This is a genomic window from Paenibacillus alginolyticus DSM 5050 = NBRC 15375 (genome assembly GCF_000422905.1).
In the GTDB taxonomy this organism is placed as follows: Bacteria; Bacillota; Bacilli; order Paenibacillales; family NBRC-103111; genus Paenibacillus_E; species Paenibacillus_E alginolyticus.
This window is the reverse complement of sequence record NZ_AUGY01000042.1, coordinates 45,634-71,313: the sequence shown is the minus strand read 5'-3', so window position 1 is coordinate 71,313 and position 25,680 is coordinate 45,634. Positions and strand designations below refer to the sequence as shown.

Genomic DNA, 25,680 nt, shown 5'->3' with positions numbered 1-25,680 from the left:
ACTTTGCAACCACGTACATTGAAGCTGGATCAACGATTGTCAGCGATAGATATCGTTCTTATCAAGCTTTGGCCAAAAATGGCTTCCACCATGAAGCCAAAAAGTACGACCTGAAAGAAAATCCAGATCATCTAAAGTGGCTTCATACGATCATCTCTAATGCGAAAGCTTTTATTGGTGGTACCTACCACGGCTTAGATCCTAAGCACCTACAAGCATATCTCGATGAGTTTTGCTATCGATTCAACCGCCGTGAGGTCAAAAGCGAGTTATTCAATAGGTTAGTTCATTGTTGCCTATCGTCTACGACGATTACCTATCCTGAGCTAGTTGGATAATCAAAAAAAATATTTTCGCATAATGAGTGATTACTCACTTCACAACTATCATAAGATAGCGTATGATGAGTACATCAACAAAAATGAGTGATTACTCACTCCTGAAAGAGGTGCAACTTTATGACAACGGACATATCTATTCAAGTGCATGGTGTCAGCAAGCAATTTGATGAAAAGGTTGTTCTCGATGACATTACTCTGGCTGTACCGAGAGCACAAATTTTCGGATTGCTTGGCCCTTCTGGATCAGGGAAAACAACGCTTGTACGTTTGATTGCCGGCATCGATGTCCCCACTTCTGGGACCGTTCATGTACTTGGGGAGCAGATGCCCCAGTTAGCCATGCTGTCGAAAATCGGTTACATGGCGCAATCCGATGCCCTTTATGCAGAATTAACCGCTCAGGAGAATTTGGAGTTTTTCGCATCTTTGTATGGGTTAACGGGAACAAAGCGCAAGCAGCGCATCCATGACGTCATGGAGCTAGTTGATCTAGGAGCTCATTTGAAGAAGCAGGTTTCCAACTACTCTGGAGGAATGAAGCGCCGCTTATCGCTCGCTATTTCTTTGCTGCATGAGCCAGGCATTCTAATTCTCGATGAGCCTACGGTGGGAATTGACCCCGTCCTGCGGAAATCAATTTGGCAAGAGTTAACGAATCTCAGTCGGCAGGGCACAACGATTCTCGTGACCACCCACGTGATGGACGAAGCTGACAAATGTCATCAGCTCGGGATGATCCGTGACGGGAGACTCACGGCAGTTGGAACACCAGATGAGTTGAAGCTGGCTACTTCCTCCGCAACGATTGAAGAAGCATTCTTATATTATGGAGGTGTCAAGCAATGAGAATTCGTGCGATTGTGATCCGTATTTTACGCCAGTTCTTTCACGATAAACGAACGTTAATGATGATGCTTGTAGCTCCAATGCTAATTCTTTTTATGATGTCATTGGTTTTTAACGGCAACACCTATGTCCCTAAACTAGGCGCTGTTAATCTCCCTGCTCCAATCATTCAAAAACTGCAGGATCAAAATGCTGAAGTAAAGGTCTACACAGCTGAAGAAGCCCAGACTGAGCTAGAAGCCGTGCATTTAGATGCCATCATCTCGATGAATGGGGCTGCGCCGCAAGTGACGTTGGAAGGAAGTGACCCCAGCAAAAATAAAGCTGTGCTTTTCTTGCTGCAAAAAGCAATCCAAAGCGTCGCTCCAGTGAGCTCCAACACTAACTCCATCTCTAATATACAAGCGCCTACCATCACCTATTTGCATGGCTCATCAGATATGGCGGCTTTTGACAATTTCGGTCCTGTCCTCATAGGGTTTTTCGTCTTTTTCTTCGTCTTCCTGCTCTCTGGTGTCTCCTTCTTGAGGGAACGAACCGGCGGAACCTTAGAACGGCTGCTGGCCACTCCGCTTCGTCGGTGGGAAATCGTTGTCGGCTATATTCTAGGCTTCGGAATATTTACAACACTTCAAGCAACGCTCATTGCATGGTTCGCCACAAGTGTGCTGGGGCTAATGTTGGTTGGCTCTTTCTGGTATGTTTTGCTGATCACGGTCCTGCTCGCGTTAGCTGCGTTATCACTTGGAACGCTGATATCCGCTTTTGCTAACAATGAATTCCAGATGATTCAGTTCATTCCGCTTATTATTGTACCCCAGGTGTTCTTCTCAGGCTTATTCAGCCTCGATACGATGTCGGTATACCTTCGCTGGATCGGTGTCATCATGCCGCTTAAATACGGAGCAGATGCCCTACGGAATATTATGATCCGCGGTGCAGGTTGGGATCGCATTTGGTTAGATGTTCTCGTATTAGCAGCATTCACGATCTGCTTCATGAACTTGAACATAGTGGCACTCAGGAAGCACCGTAAGATATAATGGTAGGATGTCCTAATTTGCAACGCCAGTTTTGCTAAATGAAGAGGTGAACACATTGTCTCAAGTCGAGCCATGGTTAACAGAGCTTCTCCGTCTAAATGACGAAGATGAGAAGATGACCGATAAACAGCTGAAAATTGTTCAAGCGGCCGTAGAAATTTTTTCTGAGAAAGGGTTTGCAGGCTCCTCGACCAGTGAAATTGCCCAAAAAGCTGGCGTAGCGGAAGGTACCATCTTCCGTCACTATAAAACGAAAAAAGAACTGCTGCTCTCCATCGTTGCCCCCATCATGACGAAGCTTATTGCGCCGTTTGCTGTGAAGGATTTTACCAAGGTGCTGGAAGCTGATTATCCTGATGTTGAGCAATTTTTGCGCGCCATCATTGTGAACCGACTAGAATTCGCCCGCAAAAATTTTCCGATTATCAAAATTTTCATGCATGAAATCCCATTTCATCCCGAGCTGCGCGAGCAATTTAAGGAAACTGTCGCTATATTAGTGCTCGAAAAAGCTTATAAAGCCATTCGACATTTTCAAGATGAGGGTCAAATCATTAAACTTCCTGAAGCTGCGACTATGCGACTTATTGTATCAACGATATTTGGTTTCCTCATTACTCGATTTTTGTTGATACCGGATGCCGAATGGGATGAATCCCAAGAAATCGAGTACACGATTAACTTCATCATGCACGGCTTATCGCCTCGCAAGCCGTAGCTTCCGTTGCACAGAAAAAAGCTGCACACCAGATTTCCCCCATCCATCGGGAAGTTAGTGTGCAGCTTTTTTTCATCTTGTCAGACGGTTTGCTGCTGCGACCGCGTCTGACGATCTATAAGTACGAAGCGCTGCAGCAGCAGGATCGCTGCTAAGCAGAGCACGCCGCCGATAATGAACGGCAGCGAATGCGCGATGGCGAATACCGCTCCTCCAAGGAGCGGGCCTGCGATGCGCCCCAGACTGTCCATAGAGGAGCTGAGGCCCGTCGCGACGCCTTGGCCTACTTTCGTGCGCTGTGTAATCAGCGACGTCACACACGGGCGTATGAGGGCGTTACCTGCGCCGAAGACCGAAAGGTAAATCGCAGCGGTCACCACGCTGCTCGAGATCAGCAGCAGGAAGAACCCTGCGGCGGATAGCAATAACCCAATGCCGATCACTCGCTGCTCGGCTCCCTGTTTAACCAAGCGGCGGACTACGCCGCCTTGGATTAACGCGCCAACAATACCGCTGGCTAAGAACATCATGCCGATATCGAATGGCGTTGCGCCAATCTTGCCCATTTGGTAATACTGAAGCGTCGCTTCCAACCCAGCCAATGTGAAAGATACGAAGAATGATAGCACATAAAGGTACTTCGATGCCCCATCGAAAGCTGTCCATCTAGATGGAGCTTTCTCCTTCACGGAGGTGCGTTTGTCTACGGATAGCGATTCTTTCAGTATAGCAAATGCAAAAATAAAGGAAGCAAGCGCGAGTCCAGATGCTGCAAAGAATGGAAGGTATGTCCCCCAGCGGCTTAAAATCCCGCCAATCGCTGGACCGAAGATAAAGCCTAACCCAATCGACATCCCCACCATACCCATGCCTTTTGTCCGATTCTCAGCGGTTGTAATATCAGCTACATAAGCCACAGCGCAAGCCGTTGCTGCTCCTGAGAATAATCCGCCTAGGATACGAGAAACGTACATGACCCACAAATTACCGTTAGCGAATCCAAATATCAAAAAGCTAACGCTAAACCCAAGCAGACCTATTAAGATAATCGGTCTGCGTCCGATGCGATCCGATAGTCCTCCCCAAATCGGGGACATGAGAAAAGAGGCTGCGGAATAGACCGACAATAGCAGCGCATTATGATATTCAGCGCCTGCACCTTTAACAATTTCCGGCATTACAGGAATGATGATCCCGAAACCTACGAATATAGTCATCAATAACAGCATGATGATTCCGATCTGTTTATTCATGATGCTTCTATTCCTCCAAACGAATCATTTTCCCCTATCGTACCATACCTTTTTTGGGGATGGAAATGAACATTTGAAGAACAAGCAGCGCGACCAACACAAGGCCACTCATCAAGAATGGCGTATGATAGCCATACACATCCCAAAGCTTACCGGAAACGATCGGCCCTATGATCATCCCCAGTCCTTCAATCGTTAGGAAGAAGCCCCAAACAGCGCCTCTTTTCTCCGGCGGAATGGCTGAGGCAATGAGCGCATTCCAAGATGGAATGATAAATGCATAGCCCGCACCAAGCACAGCAACTAACACATAGAGCAGCATCATGGTCTTCGCGAAGGTAAACAGCAGAAGTGCAGAAGCGCTAAGCATACAACCTGCCACCAAAAATGGACGAATGCCTAGACGATCAACCAATTTCCCCATCGGAACTAAGAAAATGACCGTAACAGCTCCGCCCGCAATTAGAAACATGCTGTACTGAAAAGATGTAAGCTTCAATACCTCTTTGGCATAGAGTGTGAGAATGGGTGTTAATATACCAAGAGCGAACGTTTGCAGGAACATCGCAGGGAATAACAGCGGGCTAACAGACATGGAGCGCCGCACTTCAGTTAGATATGTTTTTATCCGCTCCCAGAGTGGTTTTGATGCAGTTCGGGTAGAAACCAGAGCTTTCTCCGTCCTGCCCGCTCCATCCGTTCTTAGTACGCCATTCTTTCTTGGCAGCATGAGCGCAACAAGCACAACAACCGTCATACAGCCGATCAATAATCGAAATCCAGTGCTGTAGTTATTTTCTCCTACGAAAAAGTTAATAGCTACCGGTCCCAGTCCAACGCCAGAGAGCCAAGCCATATAGACAACGCTCATGATCGTAGCTTTACCTTCGTCGCCGGCCACTTCCGTCGTTCCTGTGATCACACAGGGCCATAATGGGGCCGTACCAAAGCCAAGCAGCGCACATCCTAATATCATCCACATATATTGAGTAGTCGTTGCAATTAGAATGACCGAAACAAATGTCAGGAGCACACCGGTAAGCATGGTCGTTCGGTAACCCAGCTTATCTATAATCCAACCAACAGGTGTACGAAGTACATTATCACCAATATATTGAGCAGCAAGCGTCCAGCCAATAATAAATGTGGATGCACCTATTGTCGTTTTCATATAGACCGGTAAAATCGTTAAAAGTAAGGCTCCCTTCACAAATTCGACGAAAAACATAATAATTAACAATTCGATCACAAATGGGGAAAATAAGCGATTATTCCGCCATTTTTGCATCCAAACCATAAGATTTCTCCTTATTTTGGCGTATTTTAACAAGTTGCTGTTAGTTTTACCTGAACTTGCACAAACTATTTTGAAAAAATTAGCTTGCATGAAATCTCTATTTTGATATACTCATTTTGTTTGTTGCAATGTTCGACAAACAATCCACGATAGAAGGGAAGCGATAATCAGGTGGATCATACCCGTACCCCCCTGTTCACTGCACTGCTCACACATGCTGAGAAAAATCCAATTCAATTCCATATTCCAGGCCATAAAAAAGGAGTCGGCATGGACCCGGAGTTTCGTTCCTTTATTGGGGACAACGCGCTGTCTATCGACCTCATCAATATAGCACCGCTGGATGATCTACATCAACCAATGGGCGTGATTGAAGAAGCTCAGAAGCTTGCTGCAGACGCCTACGGTGCGGATCACACATTCTTCTCCGTACAAGGGACAAGCGGCGCCATTATGACAATGATTATGACAGTTTGTTCGGAAGGCGATAAAATTATTGTACCGCGGAATGTACATAAATCCGTCTTGGCCGCGATTATCTTCGTAGGCGCTAAACCCGTGTTCATCCAACCGGCCCGCGATAAAAACTTAGGTATTGATCATGGCATTCCGACACGTTCTGTGCGTCGTGCACTCGAAAAGCATCCAGATGCCAAAGCTGTTCTGGTCATTAATCCAACCTACTACGGCGTATGTACCAATCTTAAAGAAATTGTAGACCTTGTTCACAGCTATAACATGCCTGTCCTTGTCGACGAAGCTCATGGCGTACTCATTCATTTCCATGATAAATTGCCGATGTCCGCGATGGAAGCCGGAGCCGATATGGCCGCAACCAGCGTGCATAAGCTTGGTGGTTCCATGACGCAAAGCTCCGTCCTCAACGTGAAAGGGAATCGCGTTAATCCAAAGCGAATCCAAACGATTATCTCGATGCTTACGACCACTTCAACTTCCTATATATTGTTAGCCTCATTAGATACTGCACGCAGACATTTGGCGTTAAATGGTCATGCAATGGCCGAGCGTACAATAGAACTTGCTCAGTACACAAGAAAACAGATCAATGAAATCTCCAACCTCTACTGCTTCGGTGAAGAGATTCTTGGCGAAGAGGCGACTTACAACTTTGATCCGACGAAAATATGCGTTCACGTACGCAAGCTTGGCATCACTGGCTTCGAGGTCGAGAACTGGCTGCGAGATCATTACAATATTGAAGTCGAAATGAGCGACATGTACAACATCCTGTGTCTTATAACGCCGGGTGATACCCAAGAAAATGTAGACACGTTACTGGAAGCCTTACGCGAGCTCTCACATATGAATGATGATGTCGTTGAGGTGAAGGAAGTTGTCATCAAGGTTCCTGCGATACCTCAATTAACCTTAACACCTCGGGACGCTTTCTATGGCGAAACCGAAATACTTCCGTTCAAAGACGCCGCAGACCGCATCATTGCCGAATTCATTTACGTGTACCCGCCAGGCATTCCCATTTTGCTTCCAGGTGAAGTGATAACCCAAGAGCTTATTGATTACATTGTGGAGCATGTCGAGGTTGGGTTGCCTGTTAAAGGACCTGAGGACCGCAGCGTTCAAAATGTGAAGGTTATCGTTGAGACACAAGCGATTTTCTAGTATCCGCTTCGAGCGGTGTATATATTGTAAAACCGTTTACATGATGCTATGATGTTGGTGATGTTTAGCGAATGAGGTGAACAAGGAATGGCTCAAAGCGCTTATATTAAATTCGTAACAGGATCCACAGTTGCCGCACTCACCTTGGATGAACTAAAGGAAAGGCTGCTGCATTACCGTGATCAACTCAGTCAGACGGCCAAGCAGCTTGGCTGGGAGTATGACGAGGCCGGATTCCCTTATACCATTGAGACGAAGCCGGAAGGCGAAGGCAAATGGTTCTACCTGAAAGGTATCAATCCTTTATACAAATATATTGTGATTGGTGTTGGGAATGAGCACAACCAGGAGAAAGAGCAGCATTATGTGCAAGTCGTGTTGCCCGACGACGCCACGCATGGCGACAAAAGCAAGGGCAATGAATTCTGCAAATACCTTAGTAAACTGCTGAAAGCTGAACTTCATCTATTCAACGGCAGAATCATGTATTTCAATCCTAGAAAATGAATGTTTGCAAACAGAAACCCCCTAACAGATTATTCTGCTAGGGGGTTCTTATGTATAGCTCTTAGTCTTCGCCTTCTTGAGCTACGATCTCATTGTAAATGGTCACTACACGTTCCCACTCTTCTTCATCTTCAATGTTGACAAGGAAGGCATCGTCATCCTCTTCTTCAACACGGAAAATAACTCCGTCAGCCTCAGGATCGTTGCGATCGAGCAAAACAGCATATGCCTGCTCTTGAGATTGGAAGGTGTATACCATCACCATCTCATGCTCTTCACCGTTCTCGTCCGTTACGATAAAAACATCTTCCCCTTGCTCGTGATCGTGGTCACAGTCCGGGCCGTGTACATGATCATGCTTATCATCGCTCACAGGCAGAACCTCATTTCGTCGAATAATTAGTTACTTAATTATCCTAACATTTTCATAATAAGAGGTCAAACCACTTTCGAGCTTGCTTTTCCTATTCGGATTGAATCTGCTTCTCTGAGACGACTGAATAGTCGTTAGAACCATCTTGCTTCATAGCAAATTTAACGACATACGTACCAGCCTCATTAAAGGAAACGCCATACAAAGGTACTTTCAGCCAAAATGATTCTTTGGATTCTGAGATAGATTTCACAACCGGTGTAATAACGCTCTTCCCGCTTGGTGATACCACAGAAACCCGTACAGAATTAATGCTTGCCTTCAAATTATCGACTTGTGCAAAAACGATGAAATCTGCTTCTTTGCCGCGCTCTACAACACCAAAAGGAACAATAGCGGAGTCTTTACGCACCTCAGTCGTAAAGAACATGTGCACATTTGGTTTATATAAGTAGGCAGTCTTATTTGAGTTATCCCATTTCACCAATGCTTGCAGTGCATCACTTACTGCGCGCAGCGGCAGAACAGTTTTACCTTCAACAATAAGAGGCGGAACATCTGAATCCCCGAATTCCGCTGTCTGATCATTAACGATTAGTCGGGCAATATTATTACCTTTAAAGTCCCCCCATATCGATGAAGCCACCACTGCAGCCGTACTTAGAACAAAAAACATCAGCATCAACGCTAATATCCGTTGAACTTTCATTCGCGTAACCTCCAGCTCTTGTTAGTAATCTTTGTGTCTGCATCTTTATACTCCATTGGTTAAGAAGAGTTGCGATGATTTTTTAATTTTGATAAAAAAGCTAGAACACGTTGTGTATAGGCTTCCGGTTGCATCTGATAGGAGCCGACATGCCCCGCTTTTTGCGTTACCCAAAGTTCAAATGCATCCGGATGGCGGCTCCACATTCCTTCACTATTGGACCAAGGAATAGCCTCATCATCTCGACTATGTATAAAAAGAATCGGCCTAGGATAAATGTGATCTACCGCAGCAAGCGCATCAACGCGATGTGGGTTGATACCAATTAATCTAGGTAAAATAAGTAGAATTAGAGGAGTAAAAGGAAAACGCGGTAGATTAGACCATACAGGCAAATTGTCCTTTAAATAAGGACTAAGCTGACCAAAAGCGCTATCTGTTATGACTCCTAGCACAGCCCTTTCTTCGGCAGCTGCTAAGATAGATGTACTACCGCCCATTGAAAAGCCAATCAAACAAATGTCACTGGGAATGTGCTCCTGAACCCAGTCGATAGCACCGAGTACATCTTGCTGTTCCAAAAAGCCAACCGTCGTTATTTTCCCCTCTGAATTCCCTGAGTTCCGAAAATCAAACATAAGCACATGATAGCCTGCTTCGACAATGGATTTAGCCAAGGCCAACGCCGGAAGCCCTTTTTCTAGACGTGTCCCGGCATACCCATGACACATAATAACGGTTATTGGACTAACATCCTTTGGAACATAAGGAGACTTCAACAACCATCCATCTAAACAAACATCTCTAGTTCGACTTGGGAATGTAATATTCTCCCTATGTAACCCATAGTTGTCAGGCGAGTCATCAACAGGCTTTCGTTGCGGATGTGTGAGCTGCCAGCCTACATAGACCGATATACCTATTAGAACCAGACAGACTAGAACGAACAAAATACTGATAATCATCCAAATCATGAAGGAATCAACACCTTTTAATTAATGGTTGAAATTCCGCAACCTCCCATGCTACATTAGAAAAAGATGGTTTTTGTCGAACAATGGAGGCTGCTGAATGAGTTTGCAAATTCAAATGTTGGGAACCGGCAGTGCGTTTGCCAAAACATTTTACAATACGAGCGCATTAATCCGTTCTAATGAAATGAACATCCTCATCGATTGCGGGGCAACAACGCCAAGATCGCTGCATGATATCGGTATACAGCCTGACCAAATTGATGGTATCCTCATTTCGCACATTCATGCCGATCATGTAGGCGGATTAGAAGAAATTGCCTTTCGATTGTTATACCAATATAAGAATAAGAAAACAAAGCTTTTCGTAACAGAACCGCTAGCAGGAGTCCTTTGGCAAAACACGCTAAAAGGCGGTATGTATAATCCCACAGAAGGCTTCAGCAGACTAGAGGATTATTTCGAAGTCATCCATATCGAAGAAAATGTACCTACTAACATCCTACCTGGACTGACCATTGAATTTATATCCACTCTTCATATACCACATAAGCTTAACTACTCACTTTTTATCAATGGCCGAACGTTCTATAGTGCTGACACCCAATTTAATGAGGAACTTCTCGTTCAAGAAATTGTTACCAAAAGAAACTGCCACACCATTTTACACGATTGTCAACTTAGCGGGAACGGTTTTATTCATGCAACATTGGAAGAACTTCTTAGCTTGCCTGAATATGTACAAGAGCGAATCTATTTGATGCATTATGACGATGATATGATGAATTTTGTAGGGAAAACAGGCCGCATGACTTTCATCCATCAACATGAAGTGATTGAAATTCCAGAATAATTATTTTACGATCAGAACCTAGGGATGAAATGTCCTTCAGGTTTTTTTTGATAAAATGCGTATTACTTTTCAATTTTGTTTACTTTTGTTAGAAGGGATTTAGTGAATAGACAGAGAACATGTCACAAGGTGTGAGAACCTCATGGGGGTCATTCAACGATAAGCGACAGCGTTTAGTTACATTCAGGAGATGATATAGTGTGTTTATCAATTGGATTTTTTATGTCTATGCTCTTGTTTTTTGTCTATACTCAACTATTTTGCATACTGTCCTTAACATACCTTTACTTGTTGTTGGATTAGTCCTTTACATCGTCAGTCTAAGGTTTTCCATGCAGCATGCGGCAATCCCTTGGGTTCGTTTACTTTTCATTGGATTTTTACATTACATCGGTCATTCGAATTTTTGTCTTCCTCTGTACATACTAACACTTTCCTTCGATATTTATAAAGAAGAAAGCCGCAAAAAATCTTGGTTGTTAGCTGTGTCTTATGCACTGATCTATATTTGCAATGTTTATCTCATTATTGGTTTTTCCAGCAAGAGCTTGCTATGGATTTATGCGCTTAACAGCATACTTGATTTTACCGCGGTAGCCTTATTCACACGAGCAGCCTATTCTACCATTAGACAAGCTGATTCCTTAAGAAATGAACGATATTCATATGCGCAAAAGGATTCGCTAACAGGCTTATATAATTACGAAGAGTCCCATCGCAGATTGGAACAATACATACAGCAAAAGCAAAGTTTAGTCCTTATTCTTATTGATTGTACGGATCTGAAGGCAATGAATACAACTCGCGGGTTTCAAGCGGGGAATTTTATTTTGAAGCAAATGGCTGACCTCCTGCAAATCTTGTTTAAAGAAGCCCTCTTTATTGCAAGATACGGTGGTGATGAGTTCGCTGTCGTTATGCCGATTAATCCAGAGCATGATTCTAACTCTTCTTTCAAGTTAAAGCTGGATTCCGAACTCCCTAAATTAACTGGCATTCAAATCACCTATGGCATTGCTAATTATCCGCTAGAAGGTTTGACGAAGGATGATCTCATTTTATTAGCAGAGCATAACTTGTTTATGAAGAAGCGTGAATCCTGGTTAAAGCGCGAAGAGCATATGCTGAGATCGGAAAAGCTGAGAGTCGTCGGTGAGCTTGCTTCCGGGATGGCGCATGAAATTCGAAATCCGTTGACAACGGTAAAGGGATTTTTGCAAATCTCAAAAGCAAATGGTTACAATATTGAAAATTGGTATGCGATGATCATGGATGAAATTGATCGGATGAGTGACTTAACAGCAGAATTCCTCCAATTCTCAAAGCCCCATCGCATTGATTTCCAGGTCGACTCTCTCCATGAGTGTGTACTAAAGGTTATTGCCTTAATTGAATCTGAAGCTACTCGTTTCGGTCACGAGATTCATTATCAAGAATGGATGGATCCGATCCTTGTATGGATGGACCAAGATAAAATGATACAGTTATTGCTTAATATTATTAAAAATGCTTGCGAAGCTATTGTAGAAAATGGCACTATCCACATGCAATTAAGCCGCGATCCGAAGAACGCGACTTTAATTATTGCAGATAACGGCCCAGGTATTCCAAGTGAGCAGCTGGAAAAAATCTTCCACCCCTTCTTCACGACGAAAGCAGCCGGCACCGGACTTGGTCTATCCATTTGCTACAAAATTGTACAAGATCACAACGGGACCTTGGAAGTTGAGAGCGAACTAGGGAAAGGGACTCGGTTTATTATCACCTTCCCATTAGTTGAAGAACATTCACAGAATGAAAAAACCGCTTTTCTTTAAAGCGGTTTTTTCATTCTGACATGGAGGATGCCAGCATCATAAAAAGGTTCATCCGAGATGACTTCATAGCCAAGTTGACTATAAAAGCCCTCCGCTTGACATTGTGCGTCGAGGATCGCAAAGGTACAATGTTTTTCGCGAGCTTGCTGCTCCATCGCAAGAATCATTTGTTTACCTAGGGATCGGCCTCTATATTCTTTCAAAACCGCTACCCGCTGCAGTTTAGCCGTCTGAGGTTGATACTCATACCAACGAGCAGCTGCTACAGGCTGATCTCCATCTAACATAAGAAAATGATGGCACGCTTCAGGTGATTCATCTTTTTCATCAATTTCCTCGTGCTCAGGTACTTGCTGTTCTTCAACGAACACTTTGAATCGCACGCTAAAACAACCTTGTAATTGATCTTTCGTTGTGACTCGAATAATTTCCATGTGAACTTCTTCCTTTCTAAGAACATTTCTTGATCTTATCCCATTCAAGAAAAGTTGTCCACATGTACCGTTCATCCTATTTCTTATTTTCCAGCATATAACTAAAAGCACCTATGGCAATACCCAGAAGAGCTCCTCCCACGACTTCTCTCGGTAAATGACCTAATCGTTCCTTTAAGGCTTTACGTCTTCGTTCATGGTACAAACCCGGATGCTGTTTAGCCAACCTTTCGACTTGCTCATCCAGATCATTCACTTCAATCGCAATCTCTCCAGCTGCCCGTCGGATCCCCATTGCATCATACATGACGACCGCTCCGAAAACTGAACTCACGGCAAAATCGATTGCAGAAATGCCTCTTTTCATTGCTATATAGGTTGCAAGCGCAGATACACCCGAGGAGTGTGAGCTAGGCATCCCTCCTGTTTGTGTCAGCTGTGACAGATCCCACTTTCCAGTTTTCAAATAGAAAAGCGGCAATTTCATTGCTTGTGCAGTACCAATTCCAATCATTGCTGTTGTTAATGCTCGATTCATAACTTTCACCTCACATCTAGCATCCATCACAGGTTTAGATTCTATTCGAAAAGTTTGATACAATAGAAACGTTGAAGAAAGTTTTCCTACGGAAAACTCTAAGGAGTGTTAATGAATGAATATTGCTTTTTTCCTTTTGCCTAAATCCGAAGTTATCACAACGACATTGCAAGCAACCCTTCGTCAAACATTAGAACGTATGGAATATCACCGTTATACAGCTGTGCCTATTCTTTCCGATGATGGTCTTTATGTTGGTACGGTTACCGAAGGCGATCTATTGTGGTTTCTTAAAAATTCAGACGGAATTGGCTTCGAAAATGCTCACCGCCATATATTGGCCGAGGTTCCTCTGCGTGTACAAAATAAACCGGTTCATATTCATGCCGATATGGTCGATCTTATCGATTTGGCCAAAGTACAAAACTTCGTTCCGATTGTAGATGATTCCGATAAATTCATCGGGATCGTTCGTCGAAGCGAGATTATCGAATACTGCGCGAAGCAGCTCGAGTTTAAATCCCCCTCCGCTGCAGGAGAGAGGTAGTCCAAGCGCTATGAAGTAAGGTGATGACTTGTGTAATCAAATAGGCGCTGCCCAGCATCAGAAAGGGAAGCATACCATACACATAGCGATCAACCGGAATAAATACCATATGGACGCCTAAAAATATGAGAAATGCCACGGTTAAATATTGAATCGAAGGCTTGCGAAAGCTGAAAATGATCATCGTTAAGCTGCCTGCAGCAATTAAGAAAGTGTGCAATTGTGTTAATGCATTCGCATACCAAGCAGGGACAGAAAATGGATAAGGTCCCACCCACATCGTTTTAAAAAAGACAAGTAATTTCCCAATTGTCATCCATTTCATCCATAACAACGGTTCCTGGGCTAAACCTGTTTTTATCCGTCGCAGACCTTCAGCGAACTGATGATGTGAATCGATATGATCCCAATCGATTGTTCCTCGGAAGTAGGGGTCCGTTCCTCCAAGGAACGGGTTGCCCGCTTCTCCGTTGGCGATAAAAATAAAAGAATGAAAAGTCATCCAATTCCGAATCCACCAAGGTATCATCGTACAGGCAAAAGACGCAGCTGCAAGTAATCCATAGGCTGCGTCTATTTTCTTCGTTCTGACCCAAAGAAACATATAAGGAATCACAGCCAAGGGAAGTACATTCGGACGAATAAGGACGCAAAGCCCAAGCAAAGCCCCCATCCATAGATGATCCCGCCATTTGTTATCCTGAATGATACGTACCTGCATATAGAGCAGAGCCGTAAAAACAGTCAAGAAAGGAACCTCCGTTAAGATGAGTGAAGTTGACCATACGTAGGAAGGATACACCGCGGCAAAAGCGCTGGCGATTAGCCCTGTTATAGGGTTAAACAGTCTTTTTCCTATCAGAAATAAGAATAGAATCGCGCCTAGTGAAACGAAGCAGTTTAGGATACGAACGACCATTAATGCCGGCTCCAGTTGTTCATAGCCTGTAAGGCTAAATACTGCCGCTAAGAGCAGCGGAAATCCGGGTGTCACGAGTGAATTAGGCACAGTATCACGATAGGCGAATATGCCTTTTTCAAGCAATTGAATGGCTGTCTTCGTGTACTCTAATTGATCCCACTCTAACGGTGGGTATTTAGCTTCAAGCACATAATGTAAGCGTATATACAAAGCAGCAGACATCAGCAGCAGCAAGCCAAGCCAAACTCCGCGTTTCATAAGACCATCTCTCCTTATTTGACTAACCTATCTAGCTAACAGGAAGGCGCCTCCAACTAAGAAGAGCAGCCCTAACCATTGCGATGATGTGAACGTCTCGTTTAATACCAACCAACCGAACAACGCGCCCAGTACATACGCAATGGATTGGAGCGGATAAACACGACTTAGATCAAATCGGCTAAGAGCAAAGAACCATATCACAGTAGCAATGCCATAGAGTAAGCATCCCACAAGAATATAAGGCTGCATCAGTACAGTTCCTAAATTATGAATCCCTGTTAATGGCGTTCGATTGAGCGCAATTTTCCATACAATTTGACCACAGACCAGTAAACATACATTTAGGAAAACAATGAGAATCGGAGCCGTCATCCCTTTCATTCTGATCCCTTCCCTCGTAATTGTTCCTGAAGCAGTGCAACTTCCTGTATCAATCGGGTTAATTTACGATGAAGTTTAGAGATAACTAGCGTTAAATGCATGATAAACACAAGGGAAAATAACAATCCCACCAGAAAAAGCGAAGGTGCGTAGTAGATATGCATTCTATGCGATACCTGATCCAATAAGCTTGGAAACACACTAAACAACGCCATGATAAATCCTAGTACTAGCCAGAGAATGGCGTACTGCTCCTGTAGTTTTTGCCTACGAATAAGCTCTACGGAAATGAAAATAAACACTAAACAAAAAGAGATTGCCCAAACATATACATTCACGAATCATCAACTCACATTACGAATTCTAGTCATACATACAGCAAGAGATACTTTAACCATATAGTAAAGCGATTTCAGAGGGGTTATGGACGAATGTCCCGCTTTCCTCTCATGCATTAAGACGGATACTTCTTTCAGTCTGAAATGCTGCCGCTCCAGTAAAACGATAGCTTCTACTTCTGGATAATCCTCCGGGTAATACCTGGCAAAAAGCTCAATGATAGAACGGTTCACAGCTCTAAAACCCGATGTAGGATCAGTGAACGTCTTACCAAGCATCCAACTAATCATCCAGGTAAAAAAGAAAATGCCCAATCGTCGATTCCAAGCTGAACGATACGCGGTCTTCACCAGAAAGCGAGAGCCGATGCAGCAATCCACATGCCCATTCAAGATTGGTTCCATGATTTGACGTAACGCTTTTGGATCATGTTGACCATCTGCGTCGATCTGAATAGCAATATCATAGCCATTCCTTAGTGCGTACATATATCCTGTTTGCATTGCGCCCCCAATGCCAAGATTGACTGGCAAATCGACTACCGCCGCATCCTGTAACGCGCGGGCAACCGCTGAGGTACGATCCGTGGAACCATCATTGATAATGACAATATCCATATCAGGCTGCTCTCGTTTTATGGAAGCCACCACGCCTGCTATCGTTTTTTCTTCGTTATAAGCCGGAATAATGGAAAGTGTCTTCATTAGGTCATTCCTTCCCTCCTTACAATCATCCATTCTTAACCATTTCTATTCCCAAGCATACCCGCTTCTCCATCTGATTAAACCAAATTGGAAGAAGGCAGACGGATAGGTCCTGACTTAAAGAGACAAACTATAAGGAAAACTTTGCTTGGAAAGGAAGGATATCCTTGGATCATATTTGTGATACCACTGTGATTCGGGAAGAGATCCATTTATTCGATTTTTACCGCAAAAAAAAGAATGGGGATTGGATCCCATCCTTCCGATCATCGAAACAGCAAGTAACCATTATATGATCAACAAGTCCATCATTTTCGATAAAGAAAAAGCCAAACTCCATTTGGACTCTGACGAAACTTTGGGTTGGATTATCGAGCGCATACAGTAAAATAAGAATGGAAAACGTGGCAATCCCTTTATCATGAGCTAGAGTTTCACGTGAATATCCAAGTGAAAGTTGATGGCATAGGGGTCATTAAGTAATGGGGAAGTTTCAAGCGATGGGTCGACAGTTCCATTACGCTCAACGTCATCTTGTTGTTTTTTTTTGTTTTGTTGATCTTGAAGTTCTTGCCATTGTATTGGCTGAATGCCAAGCTGACTCATGACGTGATTAATATCGATTTCTCTCACGATTCCAACACCCCATCCATGGTTTGTACTCTTTCTTTTTGTCTACACTTTACTTTATCGGTCATCCTGCCATCTGTAAATATGGACATATTGTCGAATCGCCTAAAAAATCAATAAACCTTTTATTAAGTTCACTTAATGAATAAATAGCATTCGACAAAAAAGACAAAAGAGCTGTTTCATGCGGCTCTTTTGCCTTTTCATTGACATTTTCGACTATTGTACTTGTCCATTCGACGACGCTCTGGATGAAACAAATTCGCTCGCCCAATCTACCATACCATTCATTAAGGTTAGTATTAGATTAACCGCATCTTTCTCTGTTAACGTACCATTGGACTGACTGCTTACATATTGGGACGTTTTTTGTTCTAATTTTTCAACGAGATCCTTAATTTTCAATAAATCATTGGCTAAGTCTGTTACTTGCTGACCGTTCGCGTCTCCCTGACCAGCTCTTTTACTTTGATTCTGGTTCTGATCTTGGTTTTGCCCCTGCGCTTGTTGATTAGAGTCAGAGGCTTGCTGGTCACTGCTGCTATTATTAAACTGTTGCTGCCCTTGGTTTCCTTGTGAGCTTTGAGATCTGTTAATCAACATCTTCTTTACTTGCTCTAGCTCGATGAGCACCATATCATTTTGTTTCGTGAGTTCATCCATTTGCAGCTTGAGATCCTGTGTCTTAATCATGTTGTCAGCCAGCTCCTTCCTTTATTTCACAGCACCACATGCAATTCGTTTACCCGAATTACCGGTTGGATCTGTCTTCAGATCATCTTCTTTCTCATGAATGACCAGACTAGTCCCCCCTTGTTTTAGCAATGAATTCGGCTTGTCTAGAAGCAGCACTGCAGACTTTGTAACGGCACTAAACTTCCCATTCCCCTGTGCATCCACAACCAAATTAGGGAGATCCCCTGCATGAAAGCCTTTAGGATTGTGAAAGCCATGTTCCTTCTTAAATGGATTGAAGTGGGCTCCTGCCGAATCAAAATTAGGGGCTTCACAGATTGCTTTTTCGTGAAAGTGCAAGCCATGTTTGCCTGGTGTCAACCCGCTGACTTGGAGATCAATTTGAACGCCATCCTGAACAGATGTTAAATGGGCTGTCCCTATGGGTTGGCCGCTCGAACCTATGAGCGAGAATTGCAGCTCTGATGGTGGTGAGGCAGCTTCTGATGTTACCGTGCTCTTCACACTTTGGCATGCGGTAAGTACAAACAATCCTAGACTGGCAGTCATGATGATCTTCATTGATTTCATACTGGTGATATCCTCCCGAATACTTGGCTTTTACATAATCTACCCTTAGGATGCACAACTGCATTACACTGTAACCGCATTAAAAGAACAAATTTTTCATCATTAGCGTTCTATAGCAAAAAGCCTGCAATCTCTTGATTGCAGACTTGACTCATTCCATTATTTCCTTATAAAATCGTCATGAGTTTCGCGATGATTTGTAGATTCTCTAGCTTCCTCTTGTAGAAATGGAACTCAACCTTCGTATGCTCGACGGCGTCTTCCATCCGCAAAACTTGCTGCTGTAAATCTTTGGTGTATGGCCACATCTCCGCTTGTCGTTGAAGCTCGTTTTTCCCTGTAACCATACCATCCCCAATAACTTCACATTCTTTGGCTAGAAGCTGATGCTTCGCCCATGCCAATTCCGATACCGCATCCACATAGATGGCTTCTGCTTGTTTAAGCAGCTCCGGTACAAGTTGTAACTCCAAAATAACATCCGACCGATTCATTCGGATTCCTCCTAAGAGTTTTCGTAAGAAAACTAACTTCGTAAGCATAAGCTCAGCTTAGCAAATCTTGAACTTTTGCTGCTTCGCCTCATGTATATTCATAGAAAAAATAAAACATGCTTAATCGTGCAATCAGGCGAAAACAAAGCATTTTCTAGCAGATTACGACTTAAGTTGCTATTCAAATTCCACAAGGAATGACAAACAGATAAAGGTTACATTAAATCTATCATTTTCCCTATTGCCCTACTTGTGTAGCCTGCTAGAAGCAGCTAAGATGATACTATACGTATCGGAGGAGGTGACAACAAATGAGCCAAGAAGAAGAAGTTGTATCCCAAAATGAAGAGGAAATCGCCGAAGAGTCCACCGAAGAAGTGGTGAGCGAAGAGGTGTCTGAAGAAGTTGCAGAAGCTGCTGCTGCGGAAGAAAGCACGGAATCCGAAGAGGAATAATCATTCTAATTATATAATCCCCCCCAGCCTACTGGTTGGGGGTTTATTGATATTTGGAAGACGATAAAAAAACTTGTAAATTTTTTAAAATTTCGCGAATAAATAATCTGAACATTCAAATAATACTGGTGTACCAAAAAAAAGGAGATGATTATGAATGGCTAGAAACAACACTTTAGTCGTACAACAAGCAAAGGCAGCATTGGATCAACTGAAGTATGAAGTCGCTCAGGAAATTGGTGTCCCTCTCTCCCCTACTGGTTACAACGGTAATTTGGCAACACGTGATGCTGGTGCAATTGGTGGCAACATCACGAAGCGATTAGTGCAAATAGCTGAGCAACAACTTTCCAGCTTCAAACGCTAATCCTTTGATGTAGGAGCAAGCAAAAAAAGACTGATTCACTCGATCCTCCTTAGAGTGAAAATCAGTCTTTTCTTTTTTTCCTTCGAAATGATCATGTATTTCTTCAATTTCCTCACCAGTTTCCAGGGAAGTATTCTATTCTGAAAATAGTTCTAGTATGATTACGTTGTCCATTATCCGATAAAGGAGTGTTTACCTTGACTGAACAATATGAAATATTCCGTGATCCCTACCGCATGCTCATTCTTTTGGCCACATTAGTTAGTGAACAAAAAGGCGAAAAAGCTCTCCAATTTGACAATGTACCGTATTTCGAGAATGATACGTTCCTCATCCAAAATGAAAAGTTTGTCTACAAAAAAATCCCCACCGAAATCACCTGGTTTCAATTCCTGGGCAGAGACATTGCCTGCAATAAAGATTATACCCGCGAAGAATACAACAAAATGTTCGTTGATTGCCTTGCTTCCCTATACAACATTCGTTAATACATACACGGGGGCTGCAAAGAGCAGCCTCTTTTATTTGCATTGAGAACCATAAAAAAACGCCATCTATCGGAATCATCCGATTAGAATAGCGTTTCAAAGCACAAAAAATATGAGAAACAAAAAAAAACCCTTACCATGTAAGGACTTTCTCGGTATGACCTGTAGTGGGCTCGAACCACTGACCCCTACCCTGTCAAGATAGTGCTCTCCCAGCTGAGCTAACAAGTCGTTTTTTGAAGACAATTAGTAATATACCAAGGATTTAGGTGATTGTCAACAGATGGTTATCATTCTTAATTACGCCAATAACGGAACAGCTTTTGGAAAAATGGAAGCGTTCCTCGTTTCTTTTTGGACCTGGGAATGTAAGATATGTTCGCCAGTGAACCGTGAAATAACTCGTCATTCTTGGGGAGCAGGATGGAAAGTTCTTCCTTTGAGACACCTTGTGCAGTCATGTAATGGTCAACCTTTCCGGACAATCTTGATACTACTGTACCATACTTAGGAGCTTGTTTGATAGTGGGGCTTTCATCTTGGCTTGATTTATGGTAACTTGATGACAGTAGATCTTGGGAGGAACAAGGAAATGACGAAACAACAGCATCGATGGAATTTACGTTTGAAGAGCAGTAATGTGTATTTGGGAACTGTGTATCTAGGGGATCCGCTTCCAGAAGTTGAAGATGTCATCATGATTGGTGAGAAGAAATATACGATCCTCGAGCTTGGAAGTAACCGTGACGCAAGTGACGTGTTTGTAGAAGAAGTGAAAAAGAAATAAGGGTTGAGATTGAAGGCTCTTTTTCTAAAATTAATATGATGACTGAATCCCGTCCTCCATAGGACGGGATTCTTTGATTTTTCAGTATACCTACATCCAAAAAACCAACAGGATAAAAAAACCAAAAGACAAGATGAACAATCTGGGCAAAAGCAAAGTCCTTCAAGTTATAAGGCAAATTTGAAAGGAGTTTCAAAATGAAGAAACTGATTGAAGCTGCCATGCAGCGTGCCACGATCATCATTATTTGTATCGTGCTTATTATAGCTTGGGGAGCCGCCTCTGCTTTTCAAATGCAGCGTGATTACTTACCGGGAATCAACAATACAACTCTCATGGTTTCTCTCCGCGCACCAGCATATCAAGCAGAACAAATGAAGAAGGATATTACCTCAAAACTTGAGGATGCGATTCGTACGTCAGATGGATTAACGAATGTAGAGACCACCTCCTATGATGGCGGTTTACTCATGAACCTCTATTTCCCCATGACTTTTGATATGAGTAAAGCAGAAAATGAAATTAAGCAAGCATTAAACAATGTTGATCTACCTAGCGGTGTGGCCAAGCCTGCAGTTACTCGTGTTACGACAAGTTCGTTTCCAATACTAAGCTACAGTTTGATCTCCAAAAGCGCACAAGTGGATGACCTCACGCTTCGATCAAAGATTCAAACGGATATTGTCAACCATTTAAAATCCGTACCTGGTGTAGCTGATGTAAGAACAGTCGGCGGAGCTAATAATGGATATGTCATCACAGTCCGAATGAAAGACTTAATGACTAGTGGAATGACGATGGATGACTTCAATCAATCCATTACGACTTCACTACCGAACTGGTCTAAAGGAAACATTGCCAATGTAAGAGCATCTATCCCCGTTGTTATTGAAAGTTGGAATCTCAGTGATCAAGAAATAGGGAATATTCAGATCAAAAATAAACAAGGAAAATCCGTTGCCCTATCGGCAGTAGCAGATGTTTCCCATTCTCTAACCGATGTGAAAACCATTTCTCGAACGGATGGAAAAGCAAGCGTGTTACTCGATGTTTTAAAAACGCCGTCTGCCAACATCACCGATGTTGCACAAAAAGTAAGAGATCGCACTTCGCAGATTACATCCGTTAAAAACGGTGATGTCGCGCTAAATCTGTTAGTAGACAGAGAACATGACCTCAATTCCTCTTTGAAAGGATTAGTTCATGAAGGGCTATGGGGTTGCTTGTTCTCCATGCTGTGCGTGTTATTCTTTTTCCGAAATATTCGATCTACCCTTTTAATTGCGATATCCTTACCTATCTCTCTATTAGCAACAACAGCCATTTTGAAAGCTATGGGAGTAACACTCAATATTTTAACAATATCAGGTCTTATCGTTGCTATGGGGAGAATCGTTGATGATGCCATTGTTATTTTAGACAATATGTATCGGAAAGTTCAAGAAAATAAAGATAAACCTGTCATAGGAGCGCTTGTTGCAGCTGTAAATGAGATGCTGCCTGCGATTTTTGCTTCTACAGCAACAACGATTGCCGTTTATGTTCCAATTGCTTTAGTAGGTGGCATTATTGGTGCTTCTTATTCGGGATTCGCATGGTCTGTTGTTATCGCCCTTGTTGTATCCTTCCTTGTGGCCATGTTTGTGATACCATCGCTTGCATTTCTAGGCTGGAAAGGACTAGATACAAAAGCCGTAACCCTTGAGCCCCTAATGAAACCTGTATTACTTTTGGCGTTGAAACGAAAGAAAACGGTTATCACTACTTCCCTTGTTTTGTTTGTAGCCGCGGCATTTTTTGCCACGCAGCTTCCGATTAATTTGTTACCCAGTGCTAAATCTGGCCAAGTAGCAGTTAAGGTCGAACTGCCTAAGGGAAGTTCGCTTTCGGAGGTAGATTCAGAAGTGAAGAAAGTGGAGGACGTACTTCGAAATCATCCAAACGTAGCTTCATTTTCTGCTACATTCGGTTCGAATTTTACTCCGCAAGCTGATGATGTTTTCGATGCAGGCGGTGGTTTTATACAGCTACCGAATGTAGGGAACTTATCCGTCATATTGAAAGATAAGAATCAATTGAATGCATTTATCCAAGACGAACAGAAAGAACTAGACGCTATAACCAGCAAAGCAGCATTTACGGTCACAAACCAAAACATTGCTGGTGACGATTCACAAATGAAAATAATGCTTAGCGGAGCCGATCAACAAACACTCGAAACCGCTGCACAGTTAGTTCGTATTAAGCTTGCTAAGGTAACTGGTCTGAGCGTGAACGGAAAAACAGATTTAACAGGTGGTATTCCTAAATTTGCAGTAACATTAAATCGAGATAAAATCGAACAAACAGGCGTTAAGCTTGAAGATATCAATAAGATTTTAGCCCTTTACATGACGAAAGCTAAAGATTTTGACATTCCTACTGCTAGCGGAAGTACGGGTGTCGATGTCTACATCGATCCGATTAAAACGAAGGATGCAAATATTTCAAAAATAAACGAGTCTAAGGATGTTCTAGCTTCCCTAGCAGCAGAGTCTTTTATTACAAAAGATAGTCAACAAATTAGATTGGATCAACTAGCAAGTATTCATGAAAATAATGCTTCATCATCTATTCAAGAACGTGATGGAGAGCCTCTTGCCGTTGTGATTACGCAAATCATCTCCAATGATGTCAACAGAGTTTCAAATGATGTGGATAACACACTGAAAAGCATTCAATTGCCAAACGGAGTCACCTATTCACTTGGCGGCATTTCTGAGCAAGTAAAGCAAATGATTGTTGAAATTTCTATTGCAGTTGCTGTATCCATTTTACTTGTTCTGCTTATCACCAGTTTTGTTTTCAAAGGCTGGAAAGCACCGTTTGCGGTTCTACTAAGCATTCCTCTTGCCTTAAGCGGTGTCGTAATCTCTCTATATCTCATTCATGGTGAGTGGAACCTCGCTGCACTAATCGGTCTATTGATGCTAATAGGAATCGTAGTAACGAATGGAATCGTCATGATTGATAAAATTGAACGGAATCGTAGATATGGCATTGAATTGAGAGATGCTGTACTCCAAGGCAGTTTATCTAGAGTCCGCCCCATTTTCATGACAGCAGGTACAACTGTACTTACACTTGTGCCATTGGCTCTATCGCAGAGTGCCGATACCGTTATCTCCCAAACGCTTGGCATTGTTGTCATTGGAGGGATGATCACTTCAACGCTAAATAGTTTCATGGTTATTCCTATTATTTATGAATGGATGCAAGGTAAGAAAAAGACAAAAACGAACTAAAAGAATAATTAAAAATAACCCTTGAGCAGGATAAAGGGTTATTTTTCCCTTTGAGCGATCAAAATACTAAGAAAGGAGGACGATTTCATTGGGCTTTTTAACAAGCTGGTTAGAACATTATGGCTACTGGGTTCTCTTCTTTGCCCTTTTGCTTGAAATGCTTGCGTTACCGCTTCCTGGGGAAGTTTTGATGAGCTATGCAGGACTGCTGATTTTTCAAGGAAAGCTAAATTGGTTTCTTTGTATATTAACAGCTGGTGCCGGTGTATCAACCGGTGTGACCCTTTCTTACTGGATTGGTTTCCGACTAGGTTCACCGTTCTTTGAAAAATATGGTACTCGTGTTCATTTAGGTCCCGATAAACTTGATAAGATTTCTTATTGGTTTCAGAGGTATGGGAATAAAGTGCTGGTTATCGCCTATTTCATTCCTGGGATTCGACATTTTACCGGGTACTTTTCGGGCGTGACACGTATTCGTTTTCGTAAATATGCCTGGTATGCTTACACTGGAGCTTTTCTTTGGGTGAGTGTTTTTATTTCCCTTGGGAAAGTATTAGGTCCGAAATGGGAGCAATATCATCATACGATGAATCGATATCTGATTTACGCTGGGATTATCGCGGCTTTCATTTTCATCATGGTATATTTATATAGAAAAAATAAGCTTCAATTTAAGGAAATGCTTACGAATAGTCTGGAAAAAGGAATCCTTAACTTTCATTCTATGGGTAAGGTTAAGTTTATTGTGCTTGCTGCCTTTGCGATTTTCGCTGCATTCATAACCTTAATGATTGGACTAATCCAAGATTTCTTAGCTAATGAATTTGCTTTATTCGATGAAGTCACGAGCTATATCATACATGAGGTATTTGATCTAGATTGGACGGTTTGGATGAACCGTTTTGCCCTATTGGGCTCTTATTACGTATTTGTCCCTTTAATCGTAGTTACCTCTCTTTGGATTTTAATAAAAAGCAAAGATCGTATGCTTGAATTGCTGTCTTTTACAATGGTTATTGTGGGAGGAGAGGCTCTGGATGAGGGATTGCGGGCATTGTTTCATCGCATTGGTCCGTCTTCTACTAACTATCCATTCCCCTCTACATTTCCAAGTGAGCAGACATTAATTTCATTAACCGTCTGTGGCTTTGCTGCCTATCTACTGGTTCGGCATCAAGTAAAGTTGAAGTTTCGTATCACTGCAACATTGCTTGTGATCCTTCTATGTTTGCTAGTAGGGGTCAGTCGCATTTTCTTTGATGTTCAATATCCAAGCGATGTAATTGCTGGTTATGCATTTGGAGGTGCTTGGATTAGCTTAAATGTGATCTTACTAGAGATCCTTCGTATGCTCCGTAAGAATGGATTTATAGCATCGTAGTTGCATCGTTTGGATGTAAGGGGGGTTGAT

Annotated in this window: 29 protein-coding genes, 1 tRNA gene and 1 pseudogene; 15 read left to right on the top strand and 16 right to left on the bottom strand. The window is 42.7% G+C overall.

From position 1 onward, the window contains the following. The 4 genes from G519_RS52215 to G519_RS0119315 form a co-directional block, all read left to right on the top strand. A partial coding sequence (locus G519_RS52215; RefSeq protein WP_036633412.1) for an IS1595 family transposase occupies nt 1-338 on the top strand: 338 nt, incomplete at its 5' end. 120 nt (nt 339-458) lie between these two features. Beyond that, complete coding sequence (locus G519_RS0119325) at nt 459-1,187, top strand: ABC transporter ATP-binding protein (RefSeq protein WP_029196105.1); 729 nt, start codon at nt 459-461, stop codon at nt 1,185-1,187. Further along, nucleotides 1,184-2,230 carry an ABC transporter permease gene (locus tag G519_RS0119320; RefSeq protein WP_029196104.1) on the top strand — a complete coding sequence of 349 codons (1,047 nt, stop codon included), beginning with the start codon at nt 1,184-1,186 and terminating at the stop codon, nt 2,228-2,230. Before G519_RS0119325 ends, G519_RS0119320 begins: the two co-directional genes overlap by 4 nt. Before the next feature lie 115 nt (nt 2,231-2,345). Then, entirely contained in the window at nt 2,346-2,948 is a 603-nt protein-coding gene (locus G519_RS0119315) for a TetR/AcrR family transcriptional regulator (RefSeq protein WP_084160231.1), read from the top strand. A gap of 80 nt (nt 2,949-3,028) precedes the next feature. Here G519_RS0119315 and G519_RS0119310 read toward each other — a convergent pair. Together G519_RS0119310 and G519_RS0119305 are read right to left on the bottom strand one after the other, a co-directional pair. Next, nucleotides 3,029-4,207 (bottom strand): annotated as a pseudogene (locus G519_RS0119310) (MFS transporter); the annotation flags it as partial. A 28-nt stretch (nt 4,208-4,235) separates the two neighbouring features. Then, nucleotides 4,236-5,498, bottom strand: coding sequence for an MFS transporter (locus tag G519_RS0119305; RefSeq protein WP_029196101.1), 1,263 nt, complete (start codon nt 5,496-5,498; stop codon nt 4,236-4,238). Nucleotides 5,499-5,669: 171 nt separating this feature from the next. Between G519_RS0119305 and G519_RS0119300 the strand changes: the two genes are divergently transcribed. Both G519_RS0119300 and G519_RS0119295 read left to right on the top strand, forming a co-directional pair. Continuing rightward, the gene (locus G519_RS0119300; protein WP_029196100.1) at nt 5,670-7,139 is read left to right on the top strand and encodes an aminotransferase class I/II-fold pyridoxal phosphate-dependent enzyme; all 1,470 of its coding nucleotides are present in this window, start codon (nt 5,670-5,672) and stop codon (nt 7,137-7,139) included. Between the two features lie 87 nt (nt 7,140-7,226). Further along, nucleotides 7,227-7,646: a DUF1885 family protein gene (locus G519_RS0119295; RefSeq protein WP_029196099.1), complete on the top strand. Its 420-nt coding sequence runs from the start codon at nt 7,227-7,229 to the stop codon at nt 7,644-7,646. A gap of 61 nt (nt 7,647-7,707) precedes the next feature. Here the strand turns inward: G519_RS0119295 and G519_RS0119290 are convergent, their stop codons facing one another. The 3 genes from G519_RS0119290 to G519_RS0119280 all read right to left on the bottom strand — a co-directional run bounded on the left by G519_RS0119290 (nt 7,708) and on the right by G519_RS0119280 (nt 9,702). Next, on the bottom strand, nt 7,708-8,019 hold the full coding sequence (locus G519_RS0119290) for a DUF1292 domain-containing protein (protein WP_029196098.1): 312 nt from the start codon (nt 8,017-8,019) through the stop codon (nt 7,708-7,710). A gap of 91 nt (nt 8,020-8,110) precedes the next feature. After that, entirely contained in the window at nt 8,111-8,728 is a 618-nt protein-coding gene (locus tag G519_RS0119285; protein ID WP_029196097.1) for a copper amine oxidase N-terminal domain-containing protein, read from the bottom strand. A 59-nt stretch (nt 8,729-8,787) separates the two neighbouring features. Then, nucleotides 8,788-9,702 (bottom strand): alpha/beta hydrolase, encoded by a 915-nt coding sequence (locus tag G519_RS0119280; protein ID WP_029196096.1) that lies wholly within the window; start codon nt 9,700-9,702, stop codon nt 8,788-8,790. A 97-nt stretch (nt 9,703-9,799) separates the two neighbouring features. Here G519_RS0119280 and G519_RS0119275 point away from each other — a divergent pair, with 97 nt between their 5' ends. Further along, nucleotides 9,800-10,552, top strand: coding sequence for an MBL fold metallo-hydrolase (locus G519_RS0119275; protein ID WP_029196095.1), 753 nt, complete (start codon nt 9,800-9,802; stop codon nt 10,550-10,552). A gap of 200 nt (nt 10,553-10,752) precedes the next feature. Further along, nucleotides 10,753-12,369, top strand: a complete 1,617-nt coding sequence (locus tag G519_RS43660; RefSeq protein ID WP_051253510.1) for an ATP-binding protein — start codon at nt 10,753-10,755, stop codon at nt 12,367-12,369. Here G519_RS43660 and G519_RS0119265 read toward each other — a convergent pair. Together G519_RS0119265 and G519_RS0119260 are read right to left on the bottom strand one after the other, a co-directional pair. After that, nucleotides 12,366-12,803 (bottom strand): GNAT family N-acetyltransferase, encoded by a 438-nt coding sequence (locus tag G519_RS0119265; RefSeq protein ID WP_029196094.1) that lies wholly within the window; start codon nt 12,801-12,803, stop codon nt 12,366-12,368. The genes G519_RS43660 and G519_RS0119265 overlap by 4 nt on opposite strands. Nucleotides 12,804-12,879: 76 nt before the next feature. Then, the gene (locus tag G519_RS0119260; RefSeq protein WP_029196093.1) at nt 12,880-13,341 is read right to left on the bottom strand and encodes a divergent PAP2 family protein; all 462 of its coding nucleotides are present in this window, start codon (nt 13,339-13,341) and stop codon (nt 12,880-12,882) included. 115 nt (nt 13,342-13,456) lie between these two features. Here G519_RS0119260 and G519_RS0119255 point away from each other — a divergent pair, with 115 nt between their 5' ends. Beyond that, nucleotides 13,457-13,888, top strand: a complete 432-nt coding sequence (locus G519_RS0119255; protein WP_029196092.1) for a CBS domain-containing protein — start codon at nt 13,457-13,459, stop codon at nt 13,886-13,888. On the opposite strand, the gene G519_RS0119250 is transcribed toward G519_RS0119255, so the two are convergent. From G519_RS0119250 to G519_RS0119210, 8 genes are all read right to left on the bottom strand, one after another. Further along, a complete protein-coding gene (locus G519_RS0119250) occupies nt 13,857-15,068 on the bottom strand; it encodes an ArnT family glycosyltransferase (RefSeq protein WP_029196091.1) in 1,212 nt (403 codons plus the stop codon). The two genes, G519_RS0119255 and G519_RS0119250, sit on opposite strands and share 32 nt — an antisense overlap. Nucleotides 15,069-15,095: 27 nt before the next feature. Beyond that, nucleotides 15,096-15,452 (bottom strand): EamA family transporter, encoded by a 357-nt coding sequence (locus G519_RS0119245; protein WP_051253509.1) that lies wholly within the window; start codon nt 15,450-15,452, stop codon nt 15,096-15,098. Next, complete coding sequence (locus G519_RS53580) at nt 15,449-15,790, bottom strand: DUF2304 domain-containing protein (protein ID WP_029196089.1); 342 nt, start codon at nt 15,788-15,790, stop codon at nt 15,449-15,451. Before G519_RS53580 ends, G519_RS0119245 begins: the two co-directional genes overlap by 4 nt. Before the next feature lie 6 nt (nt 15,791-15,796). Then, nucleotides 15,797-16,495, bottom strand: coding sequence for a glycosyltransferase family 2 protein (locus tag G519_RS0119235; protein WP_029196088.1), 699 nt, complete (start codon nt 16,493-16,495; stop codon nt 15,797-15,799). A gap of 426 nt (nt 16,496-16,921) precedes the next feature. Then, the gene (locus tag G519_RS0119225; protein WP_029196087.1) at nt 16,922-17,128 is read right to left on the bottom strand and encodes a hypothetical protein; all 207 of its coding nucleotides are present in this window, start codon (nt 17,126-17,128) and stop codon (nt 16,922-16,924) included. A 216-nt stretch (nt 17,129-17,344) separates the two neighbouring features. Further along, entirely contained in the window at nt 17,345-17,818 is a 474-nt protein-coding gene (locus G519_RS0119220; protein ID WP_029196086.1) for a hypothetical protein, read from the bottom strand. A gap of 21 nt (nt 17,819-17,839) precedes the next feature. Beyond that, nucleotides 17,840-18,391: a superoxide dismutase family protein gene (locus tag G519_RS0119215; RefSeq protein ID WP_029196085.1), complete on the bottom strand. Its 552-nt coding sequence runs from the start codon at nt 18,389-18,391 to the stop codon at nt 17,840-17,842. Nucleotides 18,392-18,558: 167 nt separating this feature from the next. Beyond that, nucleotides 18,559-18,885, bottom strand: a complete 327-nt coding sequence (locus tag G519_RS0119210) for a hypothetical protein (protein ID WP_029196084.1) — start codon at nt 18,883-18,885, stop codon at nt 18,559-18,561. 311 nt (nt 18,886-19,196) lie between these two features. Between G519_RS0119210 and G519_RS50305 the strand changes: the two genes are divergently transcribed. The 3 genes from G519_RS50305 (at nt 19,197) to G519_RS0119195 (ending at nt 20,195) form a co-directional block, all read left to right on the top strand. Next, nucleotides 19,197-19,340 (top strand): hypothetical protein, encoded by a 144-nt coding sequence (locus tag G519_RS50305; protein ID WP_154669592.1) that lies wholly within the window; start codon nt 19,197-19,199, stop codon nt 19,338-19,340. A gap of 157 nt (nt 19,341-19,497) precedes the next feature. Then, the gene (locus G519_RS0119200) at nt 19,498-19,707 is read left to right on the top strand and encodes an alpha/beta-type small acid-soluble spore protein (RefSeq protein WP_029196083.1); all 210 of its coding nucleotides are present in this window, start codon (nt 19,498-19,500) and stop codon (nt 19,705-19,707) included. A 197-nt stretch (nt 19,708-19,904) separates the two neighbouring features. Continuing rightward, complete coding sequence (locus G519_RS0119195; protein ID WP_029196082.1) at nt 19,905-20,195, top strand: hypothetical protein; 291 nt, start codon at nt 19,905-19,907, stop codon at nt 20,193-20,195. 158 nt (nt 20,196-20,353) lie between these two features. Here the strand turns inward: G519_RS0119195 and G519_RS0119190 are convergent. Then, nucleotides 20,354-20,426, bottom strand: a tRNA-Val gene (locus tag G519_RS0119190). Between the two features lie 361 nt (nt 20,427-20,787). Here G519_RS0119190 and G519_RS0119185 point away from each other — a divergent pair. From G519_RS0119185 to G519_RS0119175, 3 genes are all read left to right on the top strand, one after another. After that, nucleotides 20,788-20,982: a hypothetical protein gene (locus G519_RS0119185; RefSeq protein WP_029196081.1), complete on the top strand. Its 195-nt coding sequence runs from the start codon at nt 20,788-20,790 to the stop codon at nt 20,980-20,982. A 197-nt stretch (nt 20,983-21,179) separates the two neighbouring features. Continuing rightward, nucleotides 21,180-24,266, top strand: coding sequence for an efflux RND transporter permease subunit (locus tag G519_RS0119180; protein WP_029196080.1), 3,087 nt, complete (start codon nt 21,180-21,182; stop codon nt 24,264-24,266). An 88-nt stretch (nt 24,267-24,354) separates the two neighbouring features. Then, nucleotides 24,355-25,650, top strand: a complete 1,296-nt coding sequence (locus G519_RS0119175; protein ID WP_029196079.1) for a VTT domain-containing protein — start codon at nt 24,355-24,357, stop codon at nt 25,648-25,650. Nucleotides 25,651-25,680 lie beyond the last annotated feature (30 nt).

Coding starts and splice junctions, on each gene's coding strand:
- G519_RS50305 (WP_154669592.1), top strand. CDS start 19,197: ATGAGCCAAGAAGAAGAAGTTGTATCCCAAAATGAAGAGGAAATCGCC.
- G519_RS0119275 (WP_029196095.1), top strand. CDS start 9,800: ATGAGTTTGCAAATTCAAATGTTGGGAACCGGCAGTGCGTTTGCCAAA.
- G519_RS0119255 (WP_029196092.1), top strand. CDS start 13,457: ATGAATATTGCTTTTTTCCTTTTGCCTAAATCCGAAGTTATCACAACG.
- G519_RS0119285 (WP_029196097.1), bottom strand. CDS start 8,728: ATGAAAGTTCAACGGATATTAGCGTTGATGCTGATGTTTTTTGTTCTA.
- G519_RS0119295 (WP_029196099.1), top strand. CDS start 7,227: ATGGCTCAAAGCGCTTATATTAAATTCGTAACAGGATCCACAGTTGCC.
- G519_RS0119320 (WP_029196104.1), top strand. CDS start 1,184: ATGAGAATTCGTGCGATTGTGATCCGTATTTTACGCCAGTTCTTTCAC.
- G519_RS0119235 (WP_029196088.1), bottom strand. CDS start 16,495: ATGAAGACACTTTCCATTATTCCGGCTTATAACGAAGAAAAAACGATA.
- G519_RS0119260 (WP_029196093.1), bottom strand. CDS start 13,341: ATGAATCGAGCATTAACAACAGCAATGATTGGAATTGGTACTGCACAA.
- G519_RS0119185 (WP_029196081.1), top strand. CDS start 20,788: ATGACGAAACAACAGCATCGATGGAATTTACGTTTGAAGAGCAGTAAT.
- G519_RS0119180 (WP_029196080.1), top strand. CDS start 21,180: ATGAAGAAACTGATTGAAGCTGCCATGCAGCGTGCCACGATCATCATT.
- G519_RS0119220 (WP_029196086.1), bottom strand. CDS start 17,818: ATGATTAAGACACAGGATCTCAAGCTGCAAATGGATGAACTCACGAAA.
- G519_RS0119265 (WP_029196094.1), bottom strand. CDS start 12,803: ATGGAAATTATTCGAGTCACAACGAAAGATCAATTACAAGGTTGTTTT.
- G519_RS0119305 (WP_029196101.1), bottom strand. CDS start 5,498: ATGGTTTGGATGCAAAAATGGCGGAATAATCGCTTATTTTCCCCATTT.
- G519_RS0119210 (WP_029196084.1), bottom strand. CDS start 18,885: ATGAATCGGTCGGATGTTATTTTGGAGTTACAACTTGTACCGGAGCTG.
- G519_RS0119215 (WP_029196085.1), bottom strand. CDS start 18,391: ATGAAATCAATGAAGATCATCATGACTGCCAGTCTAGGATTGTTTGTA.
- G519_RS0119245 (WP_051253509.1), bottom strand. CDS start 15,452: ATGAAAGGGATGACGGCTCCGATTCTCATTGTTTTCCTAAATGTATGT.
- G519_RS0119325 (WP_029196105.1), top strand. CDS start 459: ATGACAACGGACATATCTATTCAAGTGCATGGTGTCAGCAAGCAATTT.
- G519_RS0119250 (WP_029196091.1), bottom strand. CDS start 15,068: ATGAAACGCGGAGTTTGGCTTGGCTTGCTGCTGCTGATGTCTGCTGCT.
- G519_RS0119280 (WP_029196096.1), bottom strand. CDS start 9,702: ATGATTTGGATGATTATCAGTATTTTGTTCGTTCTAGTCTGTCTGGTT.
- G519_RS0119315 (WP_084160231.1), top strand. CDS start 2,346: ATGACCGATAAACAGCTGAAAATTGTTCAAGCGGCCGTAGAAATTTTT.
- G519_RS0119200 (WP_029196083.1), top strand. CDS start 19,498: ATGGCTAGAAACAACACTTTAGTCGTACAACAAGCAAAGGCAGCATTG.